The 15238-nt window shown below is 37.7% G+C and carries 16 protein-coding genes; all 16 read right to left on the minus strand.

What is annotated here, in order from left to right:
• Positions 1–632: 632 nt before the first annotated feature.
• The 16 genes from mdh to Q5794_RS18955 all read right to left on the minus strand — a co-directional run bounded on the left by mdh (position 633) and on the right by Q5794_RS18955 (position 14665).
• Positions 633–1589 carry a malate dehydrogenase gene (mdh, locus tag Q5794_RS18880; protein WP_214987259.1) on the minus strand — a complete coding sequence of 319 codons (957 nt, stop codon included), beginning with the start codon at positions 1587–1589 and terminating at the stop codon, positions 633–635.
• A 35-nt stretch (positions 1590–1624) separates the two neighbouring features.
• Positions 1625–2038 carry a BMC domain-containing protein gene (locus Q5794_RS18885; protein ID WP_013084349.1) on the minus strand — a complete coding sequence of 138 codons (414 nt, stop codon included), beginning with the start codon at positions 2036–2038 and terminating at the stop codon, positions 1625–1627.
• The gene (locus Q5794_RS18890) at positions 2031–2315 is read right to left on the minus strand and encodes a EutN/CcmL family microcompartment protein (RefSeq protein WP_374988302.1); all 285 of its coding nucleotides are present in this window, start codon (positions 2313–2315) and stop codon (positions 2031–2033) included. Before Q5794_RS18890 ends, Q5794_RS18885 begins: the two co-directional genes overlap by 8 nt.
• Complete coding sequence (locus Q5794_RS18895; protein ID WP_214987261.1) at positions 2312–2977, minus strand: hypothetical protein; 666 nt, start codon at positions 2975–2977, stop codon at positions 2312–2314. Before Q5794_RS18895 ends, Q5794_RS18890 begins: the two co-directional genes overlap by 4 nt.
• Entirely contained in the window at positions 2974–3627 is a 654-nt protein-coding gene (locus Q5794_RS18900) for a phosphate propanoyltransferase (RefSeq protein ID WP_214987262.1), read from the minus strand. Before Q5794_RS18900 ends, Q5794_RS18895 begins: the two co-directional genes overlap by 4 nt.
• Positions 3628–3652: 25 nt before the next feature.
• Positions 3653–3946 (minus strand): ethanolamine utilization microcompartment protein EutM, encoded by a 294-nt coding sequence (eutM, locus tag Q5794_RS18905; RefSeq protein ID WP_013058365.1) that lies wholly within the window; start codon positions 3944–3946, stop codon positions 3653–3655.
• Positions 3947–3962: 16 nt separating this feature from the next.
• Positions 3963–5492 (minus strand): aldehyde dehydrogenase family protein, encoded by a 1530-nt coding sequence (locus Q5794_RS18910; RefSeq protein WP_374988303.1) that lies wholly within the window; start codon positions 5490–5492, stop codon positions 3963–3965.
• A 34-nt stretch (positions 5493–5526) separates the two neighbouring features.
• Positions 5527–6180, minus strand: coding sequence for an ethanolamine utilization microcompartment protein EutL (gene eutL / locus Q5794_RS18915; protein ID WP_192994983.1), 654 nt, complete (start codon positions 6178–6180; stop codon positions 5527–5529).
• A 12-nt stretch (positions 6181–6192) separates the two neighbouring features.
• Positions 6193–7218, minus strand: coding sequence for an ethanolamine ammonia-lyase subunit EutC (eutC, locus tag Q5794_RS18920; RefSeq protein WP_374988304.1), 1026 nt, complete (start codon positions 7216–7218; stop codon positions 6193–6195).
• 12 nt (positions 7219–7230) lie between these two features.
• Positions 7231–8595: an ethanolamine ammonia-lyase subunit EutB gene (locus Q5794_RS18925; RefSeq protein WP_214987264.1), complete on the minus strand. Its 1365-nt coding sequence runs from the start codon at positions 8593–8595 to the stop codon at positions 7231–7233.
• 17 nt (positions 8596–8612) lie between these two features.
• The gene (locus Q5794_RS18930; protein WP_374988305.1) at positions 8613–10058 is read right to left on the minus strand and encodes an ethanolamine ammonia-lyase reactivating factor EutA; all 1446 of its coding nucleotides are present in this window, start codon (positions 10056–10058) and stop codon (positions 8613–8615) included.
• Positions 10059–10256: 198 nt separating this feature from the next.
• Positions 10257–10754, minus strand: coding sequence for a EutP/PduV family microcompartment system protein (locus Q5794_RS18935; protein ID WP_053487604.1), 498 nt, complete (start codon positions 10752–10754; stop codon positions 10257–10259).
• Between the two features lie 24 nt (positions 10755–10778).
• Positions 10779–11120, minus strand: coding sequence for an ethanolamine utilization microcompartment protein EutS (eutS, locus tag Q5794_RS18940; RefSeq protein WP_013058372.1), 342 nt, complete (start codon positions 11118–11120; stop codon positions 10779–10781).
• 42 nt (positions 11121–11162) lie between these two features.
• On the minus strand, positions 11163–12452 hold the full coding sequence (gene eutH, locus Q5794_RS18945; protein WP_214987265.1) for an ethanolamine utilization protein EutH: 1290 nt from the start codon (positions 12450–12452) through the stop codon (positions 11163–11165).
• A 214-nt stretch (positions 12453–12666) separates the two neighbouring features.
• Complete coding sequence (locus Q5794_RS18950) at positions 12667–13239, minus strand: ANTAR domain-containing response regulator (protein ID WP_374988306.1); 573 nt, start codon at positions 13237–13239, stop codon at positions 12667–12669.
• On the minus strand, positions 13232–14665 hold the full coding sequence (locus tag Q5794_RS18955) for a histidine kinase N-terminal domain-containing protein (protein WP_374988307.1): 1434 nt from the start codon (positions 14663–14665) through the stop codon (positions 13232–13234). Before Q5794_RS18955 ends, Q5794_RS18950 begins: the two co-directional genes overlap by 8 nt.
• Between the last annotated feature and the right edge of the window lie 573 nt (positions 14666–15238).

Genomic DNA, 15238 nt, shown 5'->3' on the forward strand with positions numbered 1-15238 from the left:
GGCTGGAGAACGTAACTTTATTACAAACAAAGCTGTTTTCATATATAAGAGTTGATTGGATTAATAGAGGGTCGTATGTTTTTTGATGAAAACTTTAGGGTTGTTGTACATACATAGAAATTTTAAGTTTATCTATATACATTAGCTTTCGATCATTAGGGTTATGTATGGGCACAAGCTCTTTTTACCTATTTTTTTACAGTTCAAGATCCACCCGCTGATTTATTTAACCGTTCAACTAAAGCTGTCCCATAGACCATTCTGCTGTTTGGTACCGGATGTAAAGAAATTATTATAATGTTCGATCTTTAATCTCCCTCCCACTTCACCACGAAAAAGTTGGATAAGCTCTATCATTTCGTAAATTATTTACGACTAAAGCTACAAGTACAATAAGTAACCATAAAAGTAATTGTCACTTATTCATACAAAAATGCATCCTACAAATATAACAGGATGCATTTCACTTAGTTTTCTGTATCGTTATTATTTTTTTCTGCTGAGAAATTCCTTCACATACTCAAACGATTAGAAAATATTCAGCAGTTTCTATTGGTTCAATTCCTTCAAGTACATAACTTTAAAATACCTCTAAATTTTAATACTAAGCAGCTGAAAAAAAAGAAGTTGGTTTAGCTGAATACTTCTGAAGACTCTAAAATAGCCATAACGCTTTGTACAGATTTGATTGAACGTTTTAACCCTTCATTTTCCTTTTCCGTTAAAGGCAGTTCAATGATATGTTCAATTCCATCCCCTCCTAGGATTGTGGGTACACCTAGGTAAAGATTATTACAGCCATATTCCCCTTCTAGATAAGCTACAGAAGGGAGAATTCGCTTCTTATCCTTTAGGATCGCTTCTGCCATTTGAACCATAGAAGCAGCAGGAGCATAATAGGCACTTCCATTTCCAAGCAGGTTAACGATTTCTCCTCCACCTTTGCGTGTTCGCTCTACAATAGCTTCTATACGTTCAGGTGAAATGATTTTATCAAGTGGAATTCCTCCGGCATACGAATAACGAACTAATGGCACCATATCATCTCCGTGGCCCCCTAAAACAAATCCTGATACATCTTCAACAGAGATATTTAATTCTTGAGCCACAAATGTATTAAAGCGGGCTGTATCTAATACACCAGATTGACCTATTACTCTATTCTTAGGGAACCCCGTAGTTTTATAACAAACGTATGTCATTGCATCAACTGGATTACTCAATACAATGATATAACTATTTGGTGCATGCTTTTTTACATTTTCCGATACTTCTTTCATAATTTTTGCGTTTGTTGAAACTAGATCGTCACGGCTCATTCCCGGTTTTCTTGGAAGTCCTGCAGTAATTAATACTAAATCTGCATCCTGAATGTCCTCATAGCTAGATGTTCCCTTAATATTAGCGTCAAATCCTTGAACTGGGCTTGCCTCTAACATATCAAGTGCTTTTCCTTTAGTCGGGTTAGTCTGGGAGGGAATATCAACTAATACTACGTCTCCAAGTTCTTTTTGTGCCATCATTAATGCTGCTGTGGCTCCTGTAAATCCCGCTCCAATTACAGCTATTTTTTTACGCTTAAATGCCATGATTTATCCCCCATTCCTCGTCGTTTATATGCATGTTATTCTACTTTTTGATCTTCTTCTACAGCAGCAGAATCTGCTTTTGCTTTATATTGAATACTGGATTTTGTTTTAGCAGCAGATGATTTTTTAGTCGCTTTATTGTCTTTAGGTGTCTCCTTTGACTGCGATTCTTTATTTTCATCTTTTAATAGGCTATTTCCAACCTCTTCATCAGGATGGGGAATTACATGCGCTGACACTAATTCTCCAACGCGAGCCGCTTCTTCTTTTCCCATATCTACAGCTGCCTGTACTGCACTAACATCACCTTCAACTAACACTGTTACAAGGGCTGCATCCACTTTTTCTTGCTTCACTAAGCGGACATCAGCTGATTTTAACATCGCATCCGCTGCGACGATTGAACCTATTAAGCCTCTTGTTTCAATCATGCCAAGAGCTTTAGCCATTCTCTCCACCTCTTTCTATATCAACAGAATCTATAATCCCGATAATAATTGCATCAATGGGTAATGGAGTGTCGGATGCCATATGTGCTGCGGCACTTCCTTGAGTAACCATTACCTTATCACCAATCCCGGCTCCAATACGATCGACTGCAATAAAAGAAGAGTCGTTATTCGATTTATTTAAATGTTCAGGTTGAACAACTAAAAACTTTAAACCGCGTAAATTATCTTCTTTTCTTGTTGCCCAGACGTTGCCAATTACTGTCCCTATTCTCATAAAACATCCGCTCCCTCTACGTCTATCACGCAAATTTCTTTTCCTAATTCTCTTGCTGTATCGCGCGCTAAAGGAGTGATAATCGTTTTAGGTGAAACAGTAATTTTTTCTTCTTCTACTAATTTCACATGTCTTTGGGTTAGCACTCGTTCTGTAAATGATAAAGAATATCTGTTTAAGGCTGATTGCAAAAACCTCTCAAATGATTGGATTTTTACCCCAAAGCTTTCTAATGTATTTTTATAAGCGATTAAATGTGCTGCATATTTGTTGTTTACTGGTTTTTTTTGATTACTGGATAGCAAAACGTTTCCTAAAGTTACAGAAGGAATGAGTGAAACAGAAATTCCTTCTAGCAAAGCCTCAGCCAAAAGATAACTTTCTAGTGTATCTGTCATACCAAGAGCCCCTTTTACTAGCAGGTCCTGCTTTGCTTCTGCAAATAAAATACCTTGTATATCTTTTGGAAGGTTTTCTTTTTGCTCATCGCTGTAAATCAGTGTCCAGCTTGTTTCTAACTTTTTGATTTGAATCGGATCAATTGCTGCCGACTCTTTCACGATTAGCAGCTTTGGCTTTACGTTTAGTTGCTGCTTGTCTGATTTATCTAATCGTTTTAAAACTTCTACTACAATTTGTTCAATCAGAGCATGATTGTTCATAAAGCTTCCTCGTATAGTGAAAGGATCCCTGTAGCTCCAGTAGAAATTAGCCCAGCATTCGCTTCATCTGTATCGATATGCATTTCAAGCTTAAACTTTGGTGAAACTCGAATTAATACACGTTCTAGCGTAGTAGGTCTTTCTCCTTGAGATGTAATGCGAACACACTGACCATTTTTTACACCATAAGCTTCAGCATCACCTGGCGTCATATGAATATGAGCTCGAGCAATGATTAAGCCTTCTTTCTTGTAAATGCTCCCCTTTGGTCCAACTAATGTAATCGCTTCTGAATTCTTTATATCTCCAGACTCACGTAGTGGAGGAACAGAACCAAGTTTAATTGAATCTGTTTTACTGACCTCCACTTGAGTTATACTCCTTGCTGGGCCAAGGACTCGCATCTTTTCGATGCTTCCTTTAGGCCCCACAATAGTAACTGTTTCATTAGCTGCAAATTGCCCAGGCTGAGACAGGTCTGATTTTTTTGTTAGCTCATACCCTGCTCCAAAAAGCGCTTCTACATCTTCTATACTTAAGTGACAGTGTCTAGCAGATACAGCCATTGGGACTGTATTGCTTTGCTTGGTTGTTTGACTTAACTGCTGAACAACCTCTGCTACAATCGATTGAATGGCCTGCTTATTCATGCGCTATGCTCCTAACTTTTTAAGCTTATAGTTCACTATCAATTTTTGGTAAAATACTTTCTAATTCATTGTGTGGGCGTGGGATAACGTGAACGGAAATAAGTTCTCCAACGCGCTGTGCAGCTGCTGCACCAGAATCTGTCGCTGCTTTTACCGCGCCTACGTCACCGCGTACCAAAACTGTTACAATTCCTCCACCTACGTGAACTTTACCAACTAAATGTACGTTTGCTGCTTTTACCATTGCGTCTGCTGCCTCTACTGATGCTACTAATCCTTTTGTTTCAATCATTCCTAATGCTGTTAGTTCTCTTGCCATTTTTAATTCCCCCTAATTAGTTTGTTTGATATTTTTGAAGTGCTTGATTAACCATTTCAGAAATTGCTGCCGAATCAATTGGTCCCTGTGGTTTTAATTGATTCATAACTTCGTTGACAATTTCCTGTACGTCTTGATGATCTTTTGTATCTGACGAAGCAGAGGTAAAAGATACGGATGGTTTCGGAATTGTCACCTCTTTTGTACCATAAGCCATTCGCTTAATATTTAATAAATGTCGAGCGGTCACATTGTCTGATGTAATGTTACCTCCGAACGAACCGCATCCTAGTGTAAAGGAAGGCTTAAGTCCAGTGGTACCACCCACAGCTCCAACTGACGAGAGTGTGTTAACCATAAGTCTTGAGACGGGCATTTCAAGAGCAAACGTTTTAGCTACAGCATCATCGTTTGTATGAAGCGATAAGCTGTGACCTCTTCCTCCAAGATTTAATAAACTTAAACATAATTCCCTTGCTTGTTTGTCGTTCTTAGCTGTATACAATGGGAAGATAGGCGCTAGCTTTTCAATCGAAAATGGTACATCCTTGGCCACCTTTGTTTCTTCAGCAACTAAGATGCGTGTACCAGAAGGTACTGTAATACCTGCCATTTCAGCAATTTTCACAGCACTTTGACCAACAATATTTGGATTAAGCTTCTTTGGAATCGGTGAAATCACTTTTTCCATCTTGGCTTTCTCTTCTGAATTTAAAAAATAGGCTCCATTATTCTTTAATTCTCTAATAGCCATTTGTTGAATATTAAGATCGACAACAATCGCTTGCTCGGTTGCACAGATCGTGCCGTTGTCGAACGTTTTGCTATCGACAATCATTTTTACTGCTTGGTCAACCTTCGCAGTCTTTTCAATATATACAGGTACATTTCCTGGGCCTACACCATAAGCTGGTTTCCCAGAACTATACGCTGCGCGAACGAGACCACTTCCACCTGTTGCTAGAATTAAGTTCACATCTTTATGCTTCATTAATTCATTGGTTGCTGCCATAGAAGGATTAGAAATCCAACCAATAATCCCTTCTGGAGCTCCTGCTTCAACTGCTGCACGGGAACAAATTTTAAGTGCTTCTACTGTACAGTTCATTGCCCGAGGATGAGGGCTGACCACTAGAGCATTTCTAGTTTTCAAACTAATTAATGTCTTGAAGATAGCCGTTGAAGTTGGGTTAGTTGTAGGAATAATTCCAGCAACAACTCCAAAAGGAGCGGCGACTTCTCTCACTTTGTTCTCTCTATCTTCGTGAACAATACCTACTGTTTTTTCGTTTTTAATTGATTCATAAACAGCTCTAGATCCTACCTCATTTTTGATTTTCTTATGTTCTACAACACCCATTCGCGTTTCTTCCACTGCCATTTTCGCTAATTCCAATGCTTTAGAATAGGCTGCTTCGGCAACCCGTTCAACAATGCGATCTACTTGTTCTTGTGAAAAATTCAAGTATACCTGCTGTGCGGCTTTTGCCTTTTCCACTGCATCTCGCATCTCTTGTAAAGATTGAAGATCTTGATCAAACTGCATATCAAACAACTCCTTTCTATTGTCTATAGGCTTTTTAATAATGAACTGGATTTCTTGCAATGTCTAAAACAGCCTGGCGAAACGCATCAGCAGCTGCTTGACAGGCTGATTGAGATCCTGTTAAAAACCCACCGCCAAAATTTGTTTCAGAAGGAGGGCCAAAAAATTTCACAAGTTCTACATCAGCTGCTTTAAGCGCTACATCAAGTCCATACATAGCTTCTAGTGGAGGGGCAATTAAATAAGCTAGTGGTTCGCCAATATCGATTCCTGCTTCTTTAGAAAGATAAGAACCTGTTCTTGCCACCACATGTGCATACAGCGCGTGATTTTTCTCTTCATTTAACGCTTCAAAATAGGCATCTGATTTTGTCACTTGTAAAACAGCCTCAATGCCAGCTTTAACTTCATCTGGACTTGGACCCGCTAATACCCCAATCATTTCACCTGATAGCGGACCTGACGCATGGGCCGCGCCAGCATAAAAGGAACGGGCATAAGCAACCTCAACGTCTGCTCTTTTAGTGGCTTCATCTAAAGCTGTATAGCCTACGTCATCAACACTTGATGTAAACATGGCTAAACTTCTATGGTAAGGCTGCAAGTTAAACTGTTGAACTAAGGCGTCATCCACATTTGGAATCACACGAACAGCTAAAATGTCAGCATGGATACGTGTTAAAGCCACTCTTATTCACCTCTATTGTTCTTTTTGAACAAGCGATACTCCGCTAGCTTTATATTTTAAAATTTTTTGAACCAATGTACCGAGATAAGCACCCGCTTCAACTGGAGGAATACCGCCTTTATGAATATTGGAAACCACCATTCTCTCAGCTTCGATCATTCCTTTTTTCGGTTCATAGCATAAATAGGCACTTAAAGATTCTGCACTTATAAGTCCTGGGCGTTCCCCAATCAGAAGTACCACCACTTTTGGCGTCAGAAGTTCACCAATGTCATCCATTACAGCAACTCGGCCTTTTTCTATGTAAAATGGAACGCCTACATCTAAATCTGCACTTTTTAAGGACTGTTGAAGAGATAAATAAACATCTTCGACATTTTCCTCAATAGCTTTGGAGCTTAAACCATCAGAAACAATAATTTGAACAGTTGGTGATTTGGTACATCTCTCTTGAATGCACTTCTTTGCTTCGTCTGATAGCTTTCGTCCATAATCCGGTCGGCGAATGTATACTTCTTTATCCGTTACCTGAGTATTTACTTTAAATAAATTCAACCGTTTTAAAAGGTCGTCGTTCACATTGCCATACACAGCATCAACGGCTGCTGCATGGTCATAGCGGAATTTCAACCATGTTTCTGTTCGTAGACGTAGACCTGCTCTGCCAATTCCGATTCGGGCAGGTGTTTTCTGAATCAATATGTCTAATTCTTCTTGATTCACTGGATTTTTAATACCAGACAACTGCTGTTTTGATTCAACATCTTCTTCCTGTTGAATAGTCATTTTACTTTCAGGCAGAGATGTCGAATCACTTTCTTGAATATTCGGAAATTTAATCAATTCCTTTGCCGAATTATCTTCTACTACTTCAGCTAGAGGACCATTAATTACTTTCTTATTTGCACTAGATGTATGGGCCCAGAAAGTTACACTGCTTTGACGTTCGTCAGTAGGAGAGCTTTGTTCGAAACTAGATTGTTTTTCTAGCTTTTCAACAATGGATCGTGTAATTTTTTCAATCAATTCAGGATTCATTCTCTTCATCACCTACCTTGTAAAAATACTTGGATCTCCTGCGTATTTACTTAATTTCCCTTGTTCAAAAATCCCCATTTTCTCAAGCCACTCTGCAAATAGAGGAGAAGGCTGTTTCCCCATCGTTTGCCTTAAAGTCGCTACATCATGGTAGCTCATTGATTGGTAGTTAAGCATACAATCATCACCCATTGGTGTTGCAATGATAAAATTAACCCCTGCAGCTGTTAACAATACACCTAGATCTTCAATATCGTTTTGATCTGCTTTAATATGATTGGTGTAACAAATATCTACACCCATCGGAATTCCATGCATCTTTGCCATAAAATGATCTTCTAAGCCTGCGCGAATAACTTGTTTGTTATTATATAAGTACTCCGGTCCAATAAAGCCAACCACGGTATTTACAATGTAAGGGTCGTAATGACGTGCAAACCCATAGTTACGCGACTCTAACGTTAGCTGGTCCATTCCAAAGTGCGCTTCAGCTGATAGCTCAGAACCTTGTCCTGTTTCGAAATATAAGCGTTGAGGCCCTGTTCCTGTTCCGTGAATCTTAGCTAATTGATTTGCCTCTTCTAATAAGGCAGCGCTGATTCCAAATGAACGGTTAGCGGCTTCTGTTCCAGCAATACTTTGGAAAATCATATCAGCTGGTGCTCCTTGTTCAATGGCTTTCATCTGAGTCGTAACATGAGCTAAGACACAGTTTTGAGTTGGAATCTCCCAATCATTCATAAAATTTTTTGTGGCTTGGAGCAGTCGTTTTACACTTTCAACTGAATCATCTACAGGGTTAATACCAATAACGGCGTCTCCAATTCCGTAAGACAGCCCTTCTTTTAACGAAGCAATCATACCCTCTACATTATCTGTAGGATGATTAGGCTGCAGTCTAGAAGCTAAGACTCCTTTTTGGCCAATAGTAATGTTGCATTTTGTTAAAATTTCAACCTTATTTGCGGCGTGAACTAAATCGAGGTTTGACATTAATTTTGCTACTGCAGCAATAATTTCACTATTTAACCCTCGACTAATCCTCTTTAAATCCTCACCCGTTGTTTCATCACTTAAGATATACTCTCTAAGCTCTGCTATGGACCAATTTTTCATTGCTTGATAGATAGGTTCATTTACTTGACTCTCAATAATTTGAGATACTTCGTCTTCTTCAGGTGGGATCATTGGGTTTTCGCGAATATCAGAAAGTGTTAATTCACTAAGCACTTCCTTTGCAGCAATTCTTTCTTGAACGGTTTCTGCAGCTAAACCTGCCAGACGGTCACCAGACTTTTCTTCATTTGCCTTAGCAAACAAATCTTTTAAATCAGAAAATTGATAGACAGCACCTAAATAATGTGTATGTAACTTCAACAGTGAAGCCCCCTTTCTTATGAATGGAACGTAAGGGTTTTGACTACTACTGGTACCACACTTGTTTGTAGCAATTGGCCAATATCTAAGTAGTCACCGTGTTCCACCTTAATTTGATCAATACAAATAATGCTTTGCGACGAATCTTGAGCAACAAGCGTTTGGCCCAATACCTTGGCATAATCGCTCTCAAGAACAATAATAAGCGGCTGATCTGTTTTGTTTTTCTGTTTCACTGCTTCTAGCAGACCTTTTGCTAATTGTTGAATATCTCGAAATCTTACGTACGGAAGCCCAGATAAGTACAAGGCAAAATTTTGTCCCTCCTGTTGCGGGTCATGTATCTCAATTGCATCTTTTACAGCATCCTTTAAGTGATGAACACTTTTTTGAAACCCATCCTTAAAAGAAATTTGATAAACAGGTACATTTCGTACAGGTAAATCTTTGGTTTCTACTTGAATCGTGGCTCCACTGATTTCAGTCGTTTGTGTACCAGCACCAAGAACGGTTGCGCGAACGGTTTCATCAGGCTGAACCCATGACCATTCTTTCAAACTCTGACTATCTCTTAAAGAGTCCGCAAGCATCATTCCTATGTCGTGGTAAGGAGCTTGTTCAAAACCTTTAGACTCATATTGATAGAGGCACTCACTGATTCCACCAGAAAACATAATGACATCAATTTCTTCTTTCCAATTTGGTTCATGACTTAAAAGTAGTACCTTGTCTTCTGCTGTCATGGTACGTGTTAGCATTCGACTAATCACGTCAGCCATATAATTTGTTATTTTCTTTACCTCTTCTTCCACCAGTACGTCACCTTTTACAAGCGTACTATTCCACTCTCTTAATAGATTTCTAACCGGTGGCGAAATGCTGCTGATTTTATCTTCCGAAAACTCTATCAGCCTACCTCCTATATGTAGTGTGCAGGTTCCACACAGCCTTCCCATTCGATAAACTGCTACATTAGCGGTCCCTCCACCAACATCTATATTGGCAATAGTTTTGCTCGTTTTTTTAGAGTATTGGTAAGCTCCTGATCCTTTTGCAGCAATAATTCCCTCTAGATCAGGTCCTGCAGTTGCTACTAAAAACTCACCGGCATGATTTGATAGGTGGTGAATCATTTCTTCGGCATTTTGCTTAGTTGCTGTTTCACCTGTAATAATCACGGCACCTGTTTTAATATCTTCAGAACCAACGTTTGCTTTATCATACTCATTTCTAACAAGCTTCTCTATTGCTTCAATATCGATTGTTGTTGATGTGAGAAGTGGTGTTCGATAAATCGGGCTGCGATGAATAATTTCTTTATCAATAATCTCAATACGCGGCAAGTGTGTTCCTCCTGCCATATTCATCAGAGAAAATTGGCTTAACACAATTTTGGTTGTGCTTGTTCCTATATCAATTCCTGCGCTGATAATCTCCTCTTTTAGCGGTTCGTATTGTTTCATATCCCTCCACCTCATCAACCTTCAATCAGCAAAAGGTTTTATTCATTACTGATTGCTAATTAGTCTTGTTTTAGTCAAATAAAAAAGGCACCTCATACGAACTATCTCCTGAAAGATAGCTGTATAAGGCGCCTTTGCCTGTGATTTTTTTGTATATTTAGAATATAACTGATTTTTCACAAAATGTAAAGGTTTTCATTAAAAAATAATATATTTCGATTTCCAGTTATCAGTATACTGTTTCATCTCTTGTAAAGACTGACACTGTACCAAAGCTCGAACCTCTTCAAGCCCTTCTTTATTGCGGGAAGAAGTGACAACAATAGGACCATTTACAACTACTTGCCTTGCTTTTTTAATAGCTAAGCTCACATCAGCATCTTTTGCATCACTTTTTGTAATGACCCCAATAGCTAACTTATTAATGCCTGTACTAAAATTGGGTGGAAAGACTGTCTTTTTCTTTGTGGCGTCCTGCAAATATAACACATGTGTAACTTCAAGAGCGGTTGCCATAATATTTTTATAAAAAAAAGGATTTTCAACATATTCTCCAGGTGTATCAACGATCCAATCATAATAGATTAAAGCTTGTGTTTTAACTGCTTCGACCGGCTTTCCAAGCAGAGCATTTGTTAATGTCGATTTGCCTGCACCAATTGAACCAATGAGCATGGCTCTGTTTTTTTTATGCATAAGTCTCCCCTCCCTACTATACAATTAAGATTTTGTAATAATCGAAGGTGTGTAACCTAATGTTTCGGAGAGAAAACGATTGATTTCTCTCATTGCCATATCTACTTCTGAAACGCTCCCCACAATAACAAGACTTCCTGTAAAACGATCTAAAAAACCTAATTGAACATGTGCAGCTTTTGTAGCCAAATCACCTGCAATGATAACCGTCTCACTTGGAGTCAATGTTAGAATGCCTAGAGCTCCTTCTTGCTGTATACCTAATTTTTCGAACATATCCGGATCTGGATTTGCAATTAAATGGCTCAATGTAATTTGTTTTCCGGGCACAAACTCTTGAATAAAACGCTTTTTTTCTTCACTCATAAAAAATTACCTCTCCCTTATCGTACAAATTCTATACAATGCTTACATCACTTGTGTTTTACTGCTTTTTTCTTCTACCTTTTCATTTTGTTCAGCTGCTGAACTTAAGTACTCGTCTTTTCCAATAATGCCTGCTTCGCGATCCTTCTTTTCTAGCTCTAAGGCTTTTGGAACAGATAGCCAATATGCTAAACCAATGCCTATTAAACCTGCTGAGAACTTCCCGATAATAACGGGGAGAATTAATGTCGGTTGGAAATTGGCTGTGAAAGATAAATGATCTCCTAATAAGAATGCCGAGCAAACTGCAAACGAAATATTAATAACTTTGTCTTTTGGAGGCATGCTGCGAATAAGCTTAAACATCGCTAAAATATTAGCAATTGTAGCTAAAATACCTGCACTTCCTTCTTTACTTAATCCGAGTTTTTTCCCTACAGTTTCAAGCGGCTTTCCTGCATATTTTTGAAGCAAATAAACCATTGGAAATGCACCAGCAAGCATGATGCCAATATAACCTGCTGTTTCTAGCGCACGGAATTGATCCGCTTTATCAGCCATGATCGGATGAAATCCCCAGCTTCCAAATAAATGAGAGAATAGGCCCGTAAAAATTTCAACAATGGAGAAAACAAGAACTAGCTTAATTCCAGCATCCATGATACGCCCAAACCACATAAATCCTTTAATCATTAAATCTGGCAAGAAATATAGTCCTACCGCTAATAGCACAACAAATAATAAAAGTGGAGATAAATTCAAAATAATTTTCAAATAACTTATCGTAAATTCGTATGTTGAATCACTTGTAGTGGAAATAATTTTACGCACATCAGAATTGGTTACCATAATTAAAACACTTGAAATAAAAGCCCCAATTGGAATCGTTAACACACCTGACATAACGCCGAGCGCCATATATTTGTGGTCGCGTTTATCAAGCATGGCAAGTCCTACTGGAATCGAGAATACAATGGTTGCTCCGGCCATAAATCCTACTATCATGGCCATGACCCATCCTTCATACGACTCTTTTAATACGTGTGCTAATTGATATCCTCCCATATCCGTTGCTAAGATAGAGGTTGCAGCGATAGCAGGATCTGCCCCAATAGCTGAGAAAAAAGGACCGCATACCGTACTAATAAACCACGAAAGATATGGAGTTGCAGCCATGATACCAGCCGCTGGTATAAAAATATACCCGATAGAATGTAACCCTTCCATGAATTGCTTTCCTAATCCTTCATCACTATTTCTAATCGCAGCAATAGCCCCACACACTGCACAAGTCATGATAATATAAATCACGATTTTCCCAATGATAACCACACCCAATTCCTCCTATATGATGATTTTTATTTAAATAGATAATAGTTTAACTATTTCTATCTATTTAAAGCGTATGAAGTAACCTGTTAAGAGCTTTGCTACTAGAGAAAGATTAAAATTGTTCCCCTAAAAAAGACAAAAAGGTGCCAGGTGGTTTTTTATCACTTAAAACCACTAAGCACCTTTGCTCAAACTATTTACTTGTACAGTGAGGTTAAGTTCCATATTTCTCAATGATGTGTTTTGCTAACTTCTCTAGTGGAACCTGCTTTTTCATGCTAATAGTCCGCATTTTTTTGAAAGCACGATCTTCTGTTAAATTATATTTATCCATTAAAATTCCTTTTGCTTTTTCAACAATTTTTCGTTTCTTCAGTTCATTAATCATTTCCTGAACTTTTTGCTCATACATTTTTGCATTTTCTGCTTGCTGTAAAGCGATTTCAACTGCTGGAATTAAATTTGATTCAGCTATCGGTTTTACTAAATAGCCTACTATATTCACTTTTTTTGCTTTATCAATAAACTCCCTTTGGCTGTATGCTGTCAACAGCAGAATGGGAATATTATATTTATTTGAAATAATTTCACTTGCTTTTAGTCCATTTAACTTCGGCATTTTTATATCCATAATAATCAAATCTGGCTTTAGTGCAAAAGCTAATTCAACCGCTTTTTCTCCATCTCCAGCTTCTCCTACTATTTCATAACCATTATCAGAGAGCATCATTGATAAATCTAGTCGTACAATTGACTCATCTTCAACAATCATAATTCGTTTAGTCACGGTGTCCGCCTCTTTCTAATGGGAACCTAGCTGATGCCATGGTGCCATTTGCAGTTCTCTCAATCGAAAATTGACCAGATAAATCGTGAGTGACCATCATGGCAACTATATCTAATCCTAAAGATGGTTTGGCTTCTTTTGAATACCCAACACCATTATCTTTAATTGTAACCTCTATCTCACAGTTATTCTGTTGAAAAGAAACGTGAACCTTACCTTCTTCTCGCCCCTTAAACGCATGTTTCATACAGTTTTGAATAAGCTCATTAATAATTAATGCTATGGAGACAGCTTTATCCGACTTTGTAAAAAGCTGAGTGCCCGAATATTCAATTGAAATATTTTTATTTTCATCTGTAGAGCTATACACTAGCATATTACCAATTTTCTCAATCAAACTAAGAATATCTACATTGTCTACGCTAGAATTGGAAAGAATAATCTCGTACACAGAAGCGATACTTAAAATCCGGTTAAGACTCTCGACAAAATGACCTTTGCTTTCTTCAGGAAGACCCCTTCTCATCTGAAGCCTTAATAAACTCGCAATAGTCTGTAAATTATTTTTAACGCGATGATGAATTTCTTGAATCATGACTGACTTGACAACAAGTTCTCTTTCTCGCTCTCTAAGTTCAGTCATATCTCGAAATGTAATAAAAGCACCATTCGTTGGGTTTTCTTGTTTTAAACTAACTTTTTTGACTTGAAACACCTTATTTAAAATAGTCACTTCGTGCATAAACAACTTTTCTGGATGATAAAATAACTCTTCTAAACAAGGGAAATATTCGATGATTTGATTCCCTACCTTACATTCTGAGGAACAGACTTCAGAAACCAAATTAAAAGCAGCAGAATTAAAATATAGAATGTTTAAATTAGGGTCAATAAAGAAAAGTGCCTCTCCAATAAACTCTGGAATAAGCGAAGCATTTTCTGTCATCTCCATTAAAATTTCGCTTAACGTATCATTTGTATTTGATAACGTTTTCATTTTTTCTTGACGTTCAACTACTTCACTGATATCTTTCTCCATAATCAATGTAGCAATTACACGATTATTAAATCCTTTAATAGGAACCACACTTTGTTCTACCGTTTTTCCTTCTTGTGTTAAGGCACGATTTAAAGACATCGGTTTTCCATTTTGCAGCGTGTAGAATACTGCTGGTTCAAACGCTTGGTACACAAATTTACCCGCGACTGGACGTTCATAAACTGACGGTGCAGTTTCTGGTGCCGCTTCTGCCACTACAACTGCATGCTGTCCTTCTTTTGTTACACAATCGATAAACACATTTGCTCGGTTTAAATCAGCAATAAGCGGCAAATTTTTAGCAACTTCATCAATCTTTTGAATATCGACTTCTGCTAGATTTGTATGAAGCCTGCATAAAGAATTTAAGGATAATGTATGAGTCATTTGTAAACTCCTAGCTGCTTTTAAACATTTAAGCATTAAAATATTAGAATATAATAAGTATTATATTTTTCTGAACTTTCTTTGTCAATGACCCATTTTGATGCGAAAATATTCACTTTATGAAGGAAACCTTATTTCTTCTATGACTTATCGCTTCTTTTTCTAAAGGTAAAAGTGGACGATCTTGGTCTATCTGCCAGTTGAATTCGCATAGATATAGTCCCTGGGCTTTAAAGCTTTTTACATAAAAATTAGTATTCTGTTATTTTGTTAGTAATAGCTTATATAGTGAGTTTTGGATTTTTTAAAAAGATAAAATCAACTAAAGAGCTGCTTAATAAAAAGAAACACTTAATAAAATCATGTAGCAAAGGGGCGTTTTAATACGATGTCAGTGTGGATAGGAATATGGATCGTTATGTTTATTTCCATATTTTAGGACGTTCACTCCGGATATAGGTTAAATAAGAAAAGGAAAGAAGCAGAGAAAAAAAGAGATCATACAGCACGATAGCAAACTGTATGATCTCTTTTTTTAGCCTTTTTTACATCTATATAGACGAATAAGGTTTT

This window comes from Priestia megaterium (assembly GCF_041941685.1).
Lineage (GTDB): Bacteria > Bacillota > Bacilli > Bacillales > Bacillaceae_H > Priestia > Priestia megaterium_C.

Excerpts from the sequence above, each read along its gene's own strand:
- Q5794_RS18935 (WP_053487604.1), bottom strand. The coding sequence starts at position 10,754 with ATGCATAAAAAAAACAGAGCCATGCTCATTGGTTCAATTGGTGCAGGC.
- eutS (WP_013058372.1), bottom strand. The coding sequence starts at position 11,120 with ATGAGTGAAGAAAAAAAGCGTTTTATTCAAGAGTTTGTGCCCGGAAAA.
- Q5794_RS18955 (WP_374988307.1), bottom strand. The coding sequence starts at position 14,665 with ATGACTCATACATTATCCTTAAATTCTTTATGCAGGCTTCATACAAAT.
- mdh (WP_214987259.1), bottom strand. The coding sequence starts at position 1,589 with ATGGCATTTAAGCGTAAAAAAATAGCTGTAATTGGAGCGGGATTTACA.
- Q5794_RS18895 (WP_214987261.1), bottom strand. The coding sequence starts at position 2,977 with ATGAACAATCATGCTCTGATTGAACAAATTGTAGTAGAAGTTTTAAAA.
- Q5794_RS18910 (WP_374988303.1), bottom strand. The coding sequence starts at position 5,492 with ATGCAGTTTGATCAAGATCTTCAATCTTTACAAGAGATGCGAGATGCA.
- Q5794_RS18930 (WP_374988305.1), bottom strand. The coding sequence starts at position 10,058 with ATGAAACAATACGAACCGCTAAAAGAGGAGATTATCAGCGCAGGAATT.
- eutM (WP_013058365.1), bottom strand. The coding sequence starts at position 3,946 with ATGGCAAGAGAACTAACAGCATTAGGAATGATTGAAACAAAAGGATTA.
- eutC (WP_374988304.1), bottom strand. The coding sequence starts at position 7,218 with ATGAATCCTGAATTGATTGAAAAAATTACACGATCCATTGTTGAAAAG.
- Q5794_RS18900 (WP_214987262.1), bottom strand. The coding sequence starts at position 3,627 with ATGAATAAGCAGGCCATTCAATCGATTGTAGCAGAGGTTGTTCAGCAG.
- Q5794_RS18885 (WP_013084349.1), bottom strand. The coding sequence starts at position 2,038 with ATGGCTAAAGCTCTTGGCATGATTGAAACAAGAGGCTTAATAGGTTCA.
- Q5794_RS18890 (WP_374988302.1), bottom strand. The coding sequence starts at position 2,315 with ATGAGAATAGGGACAGTAATTGGCAACGTCTGGGCAACAAGAAAAGAA.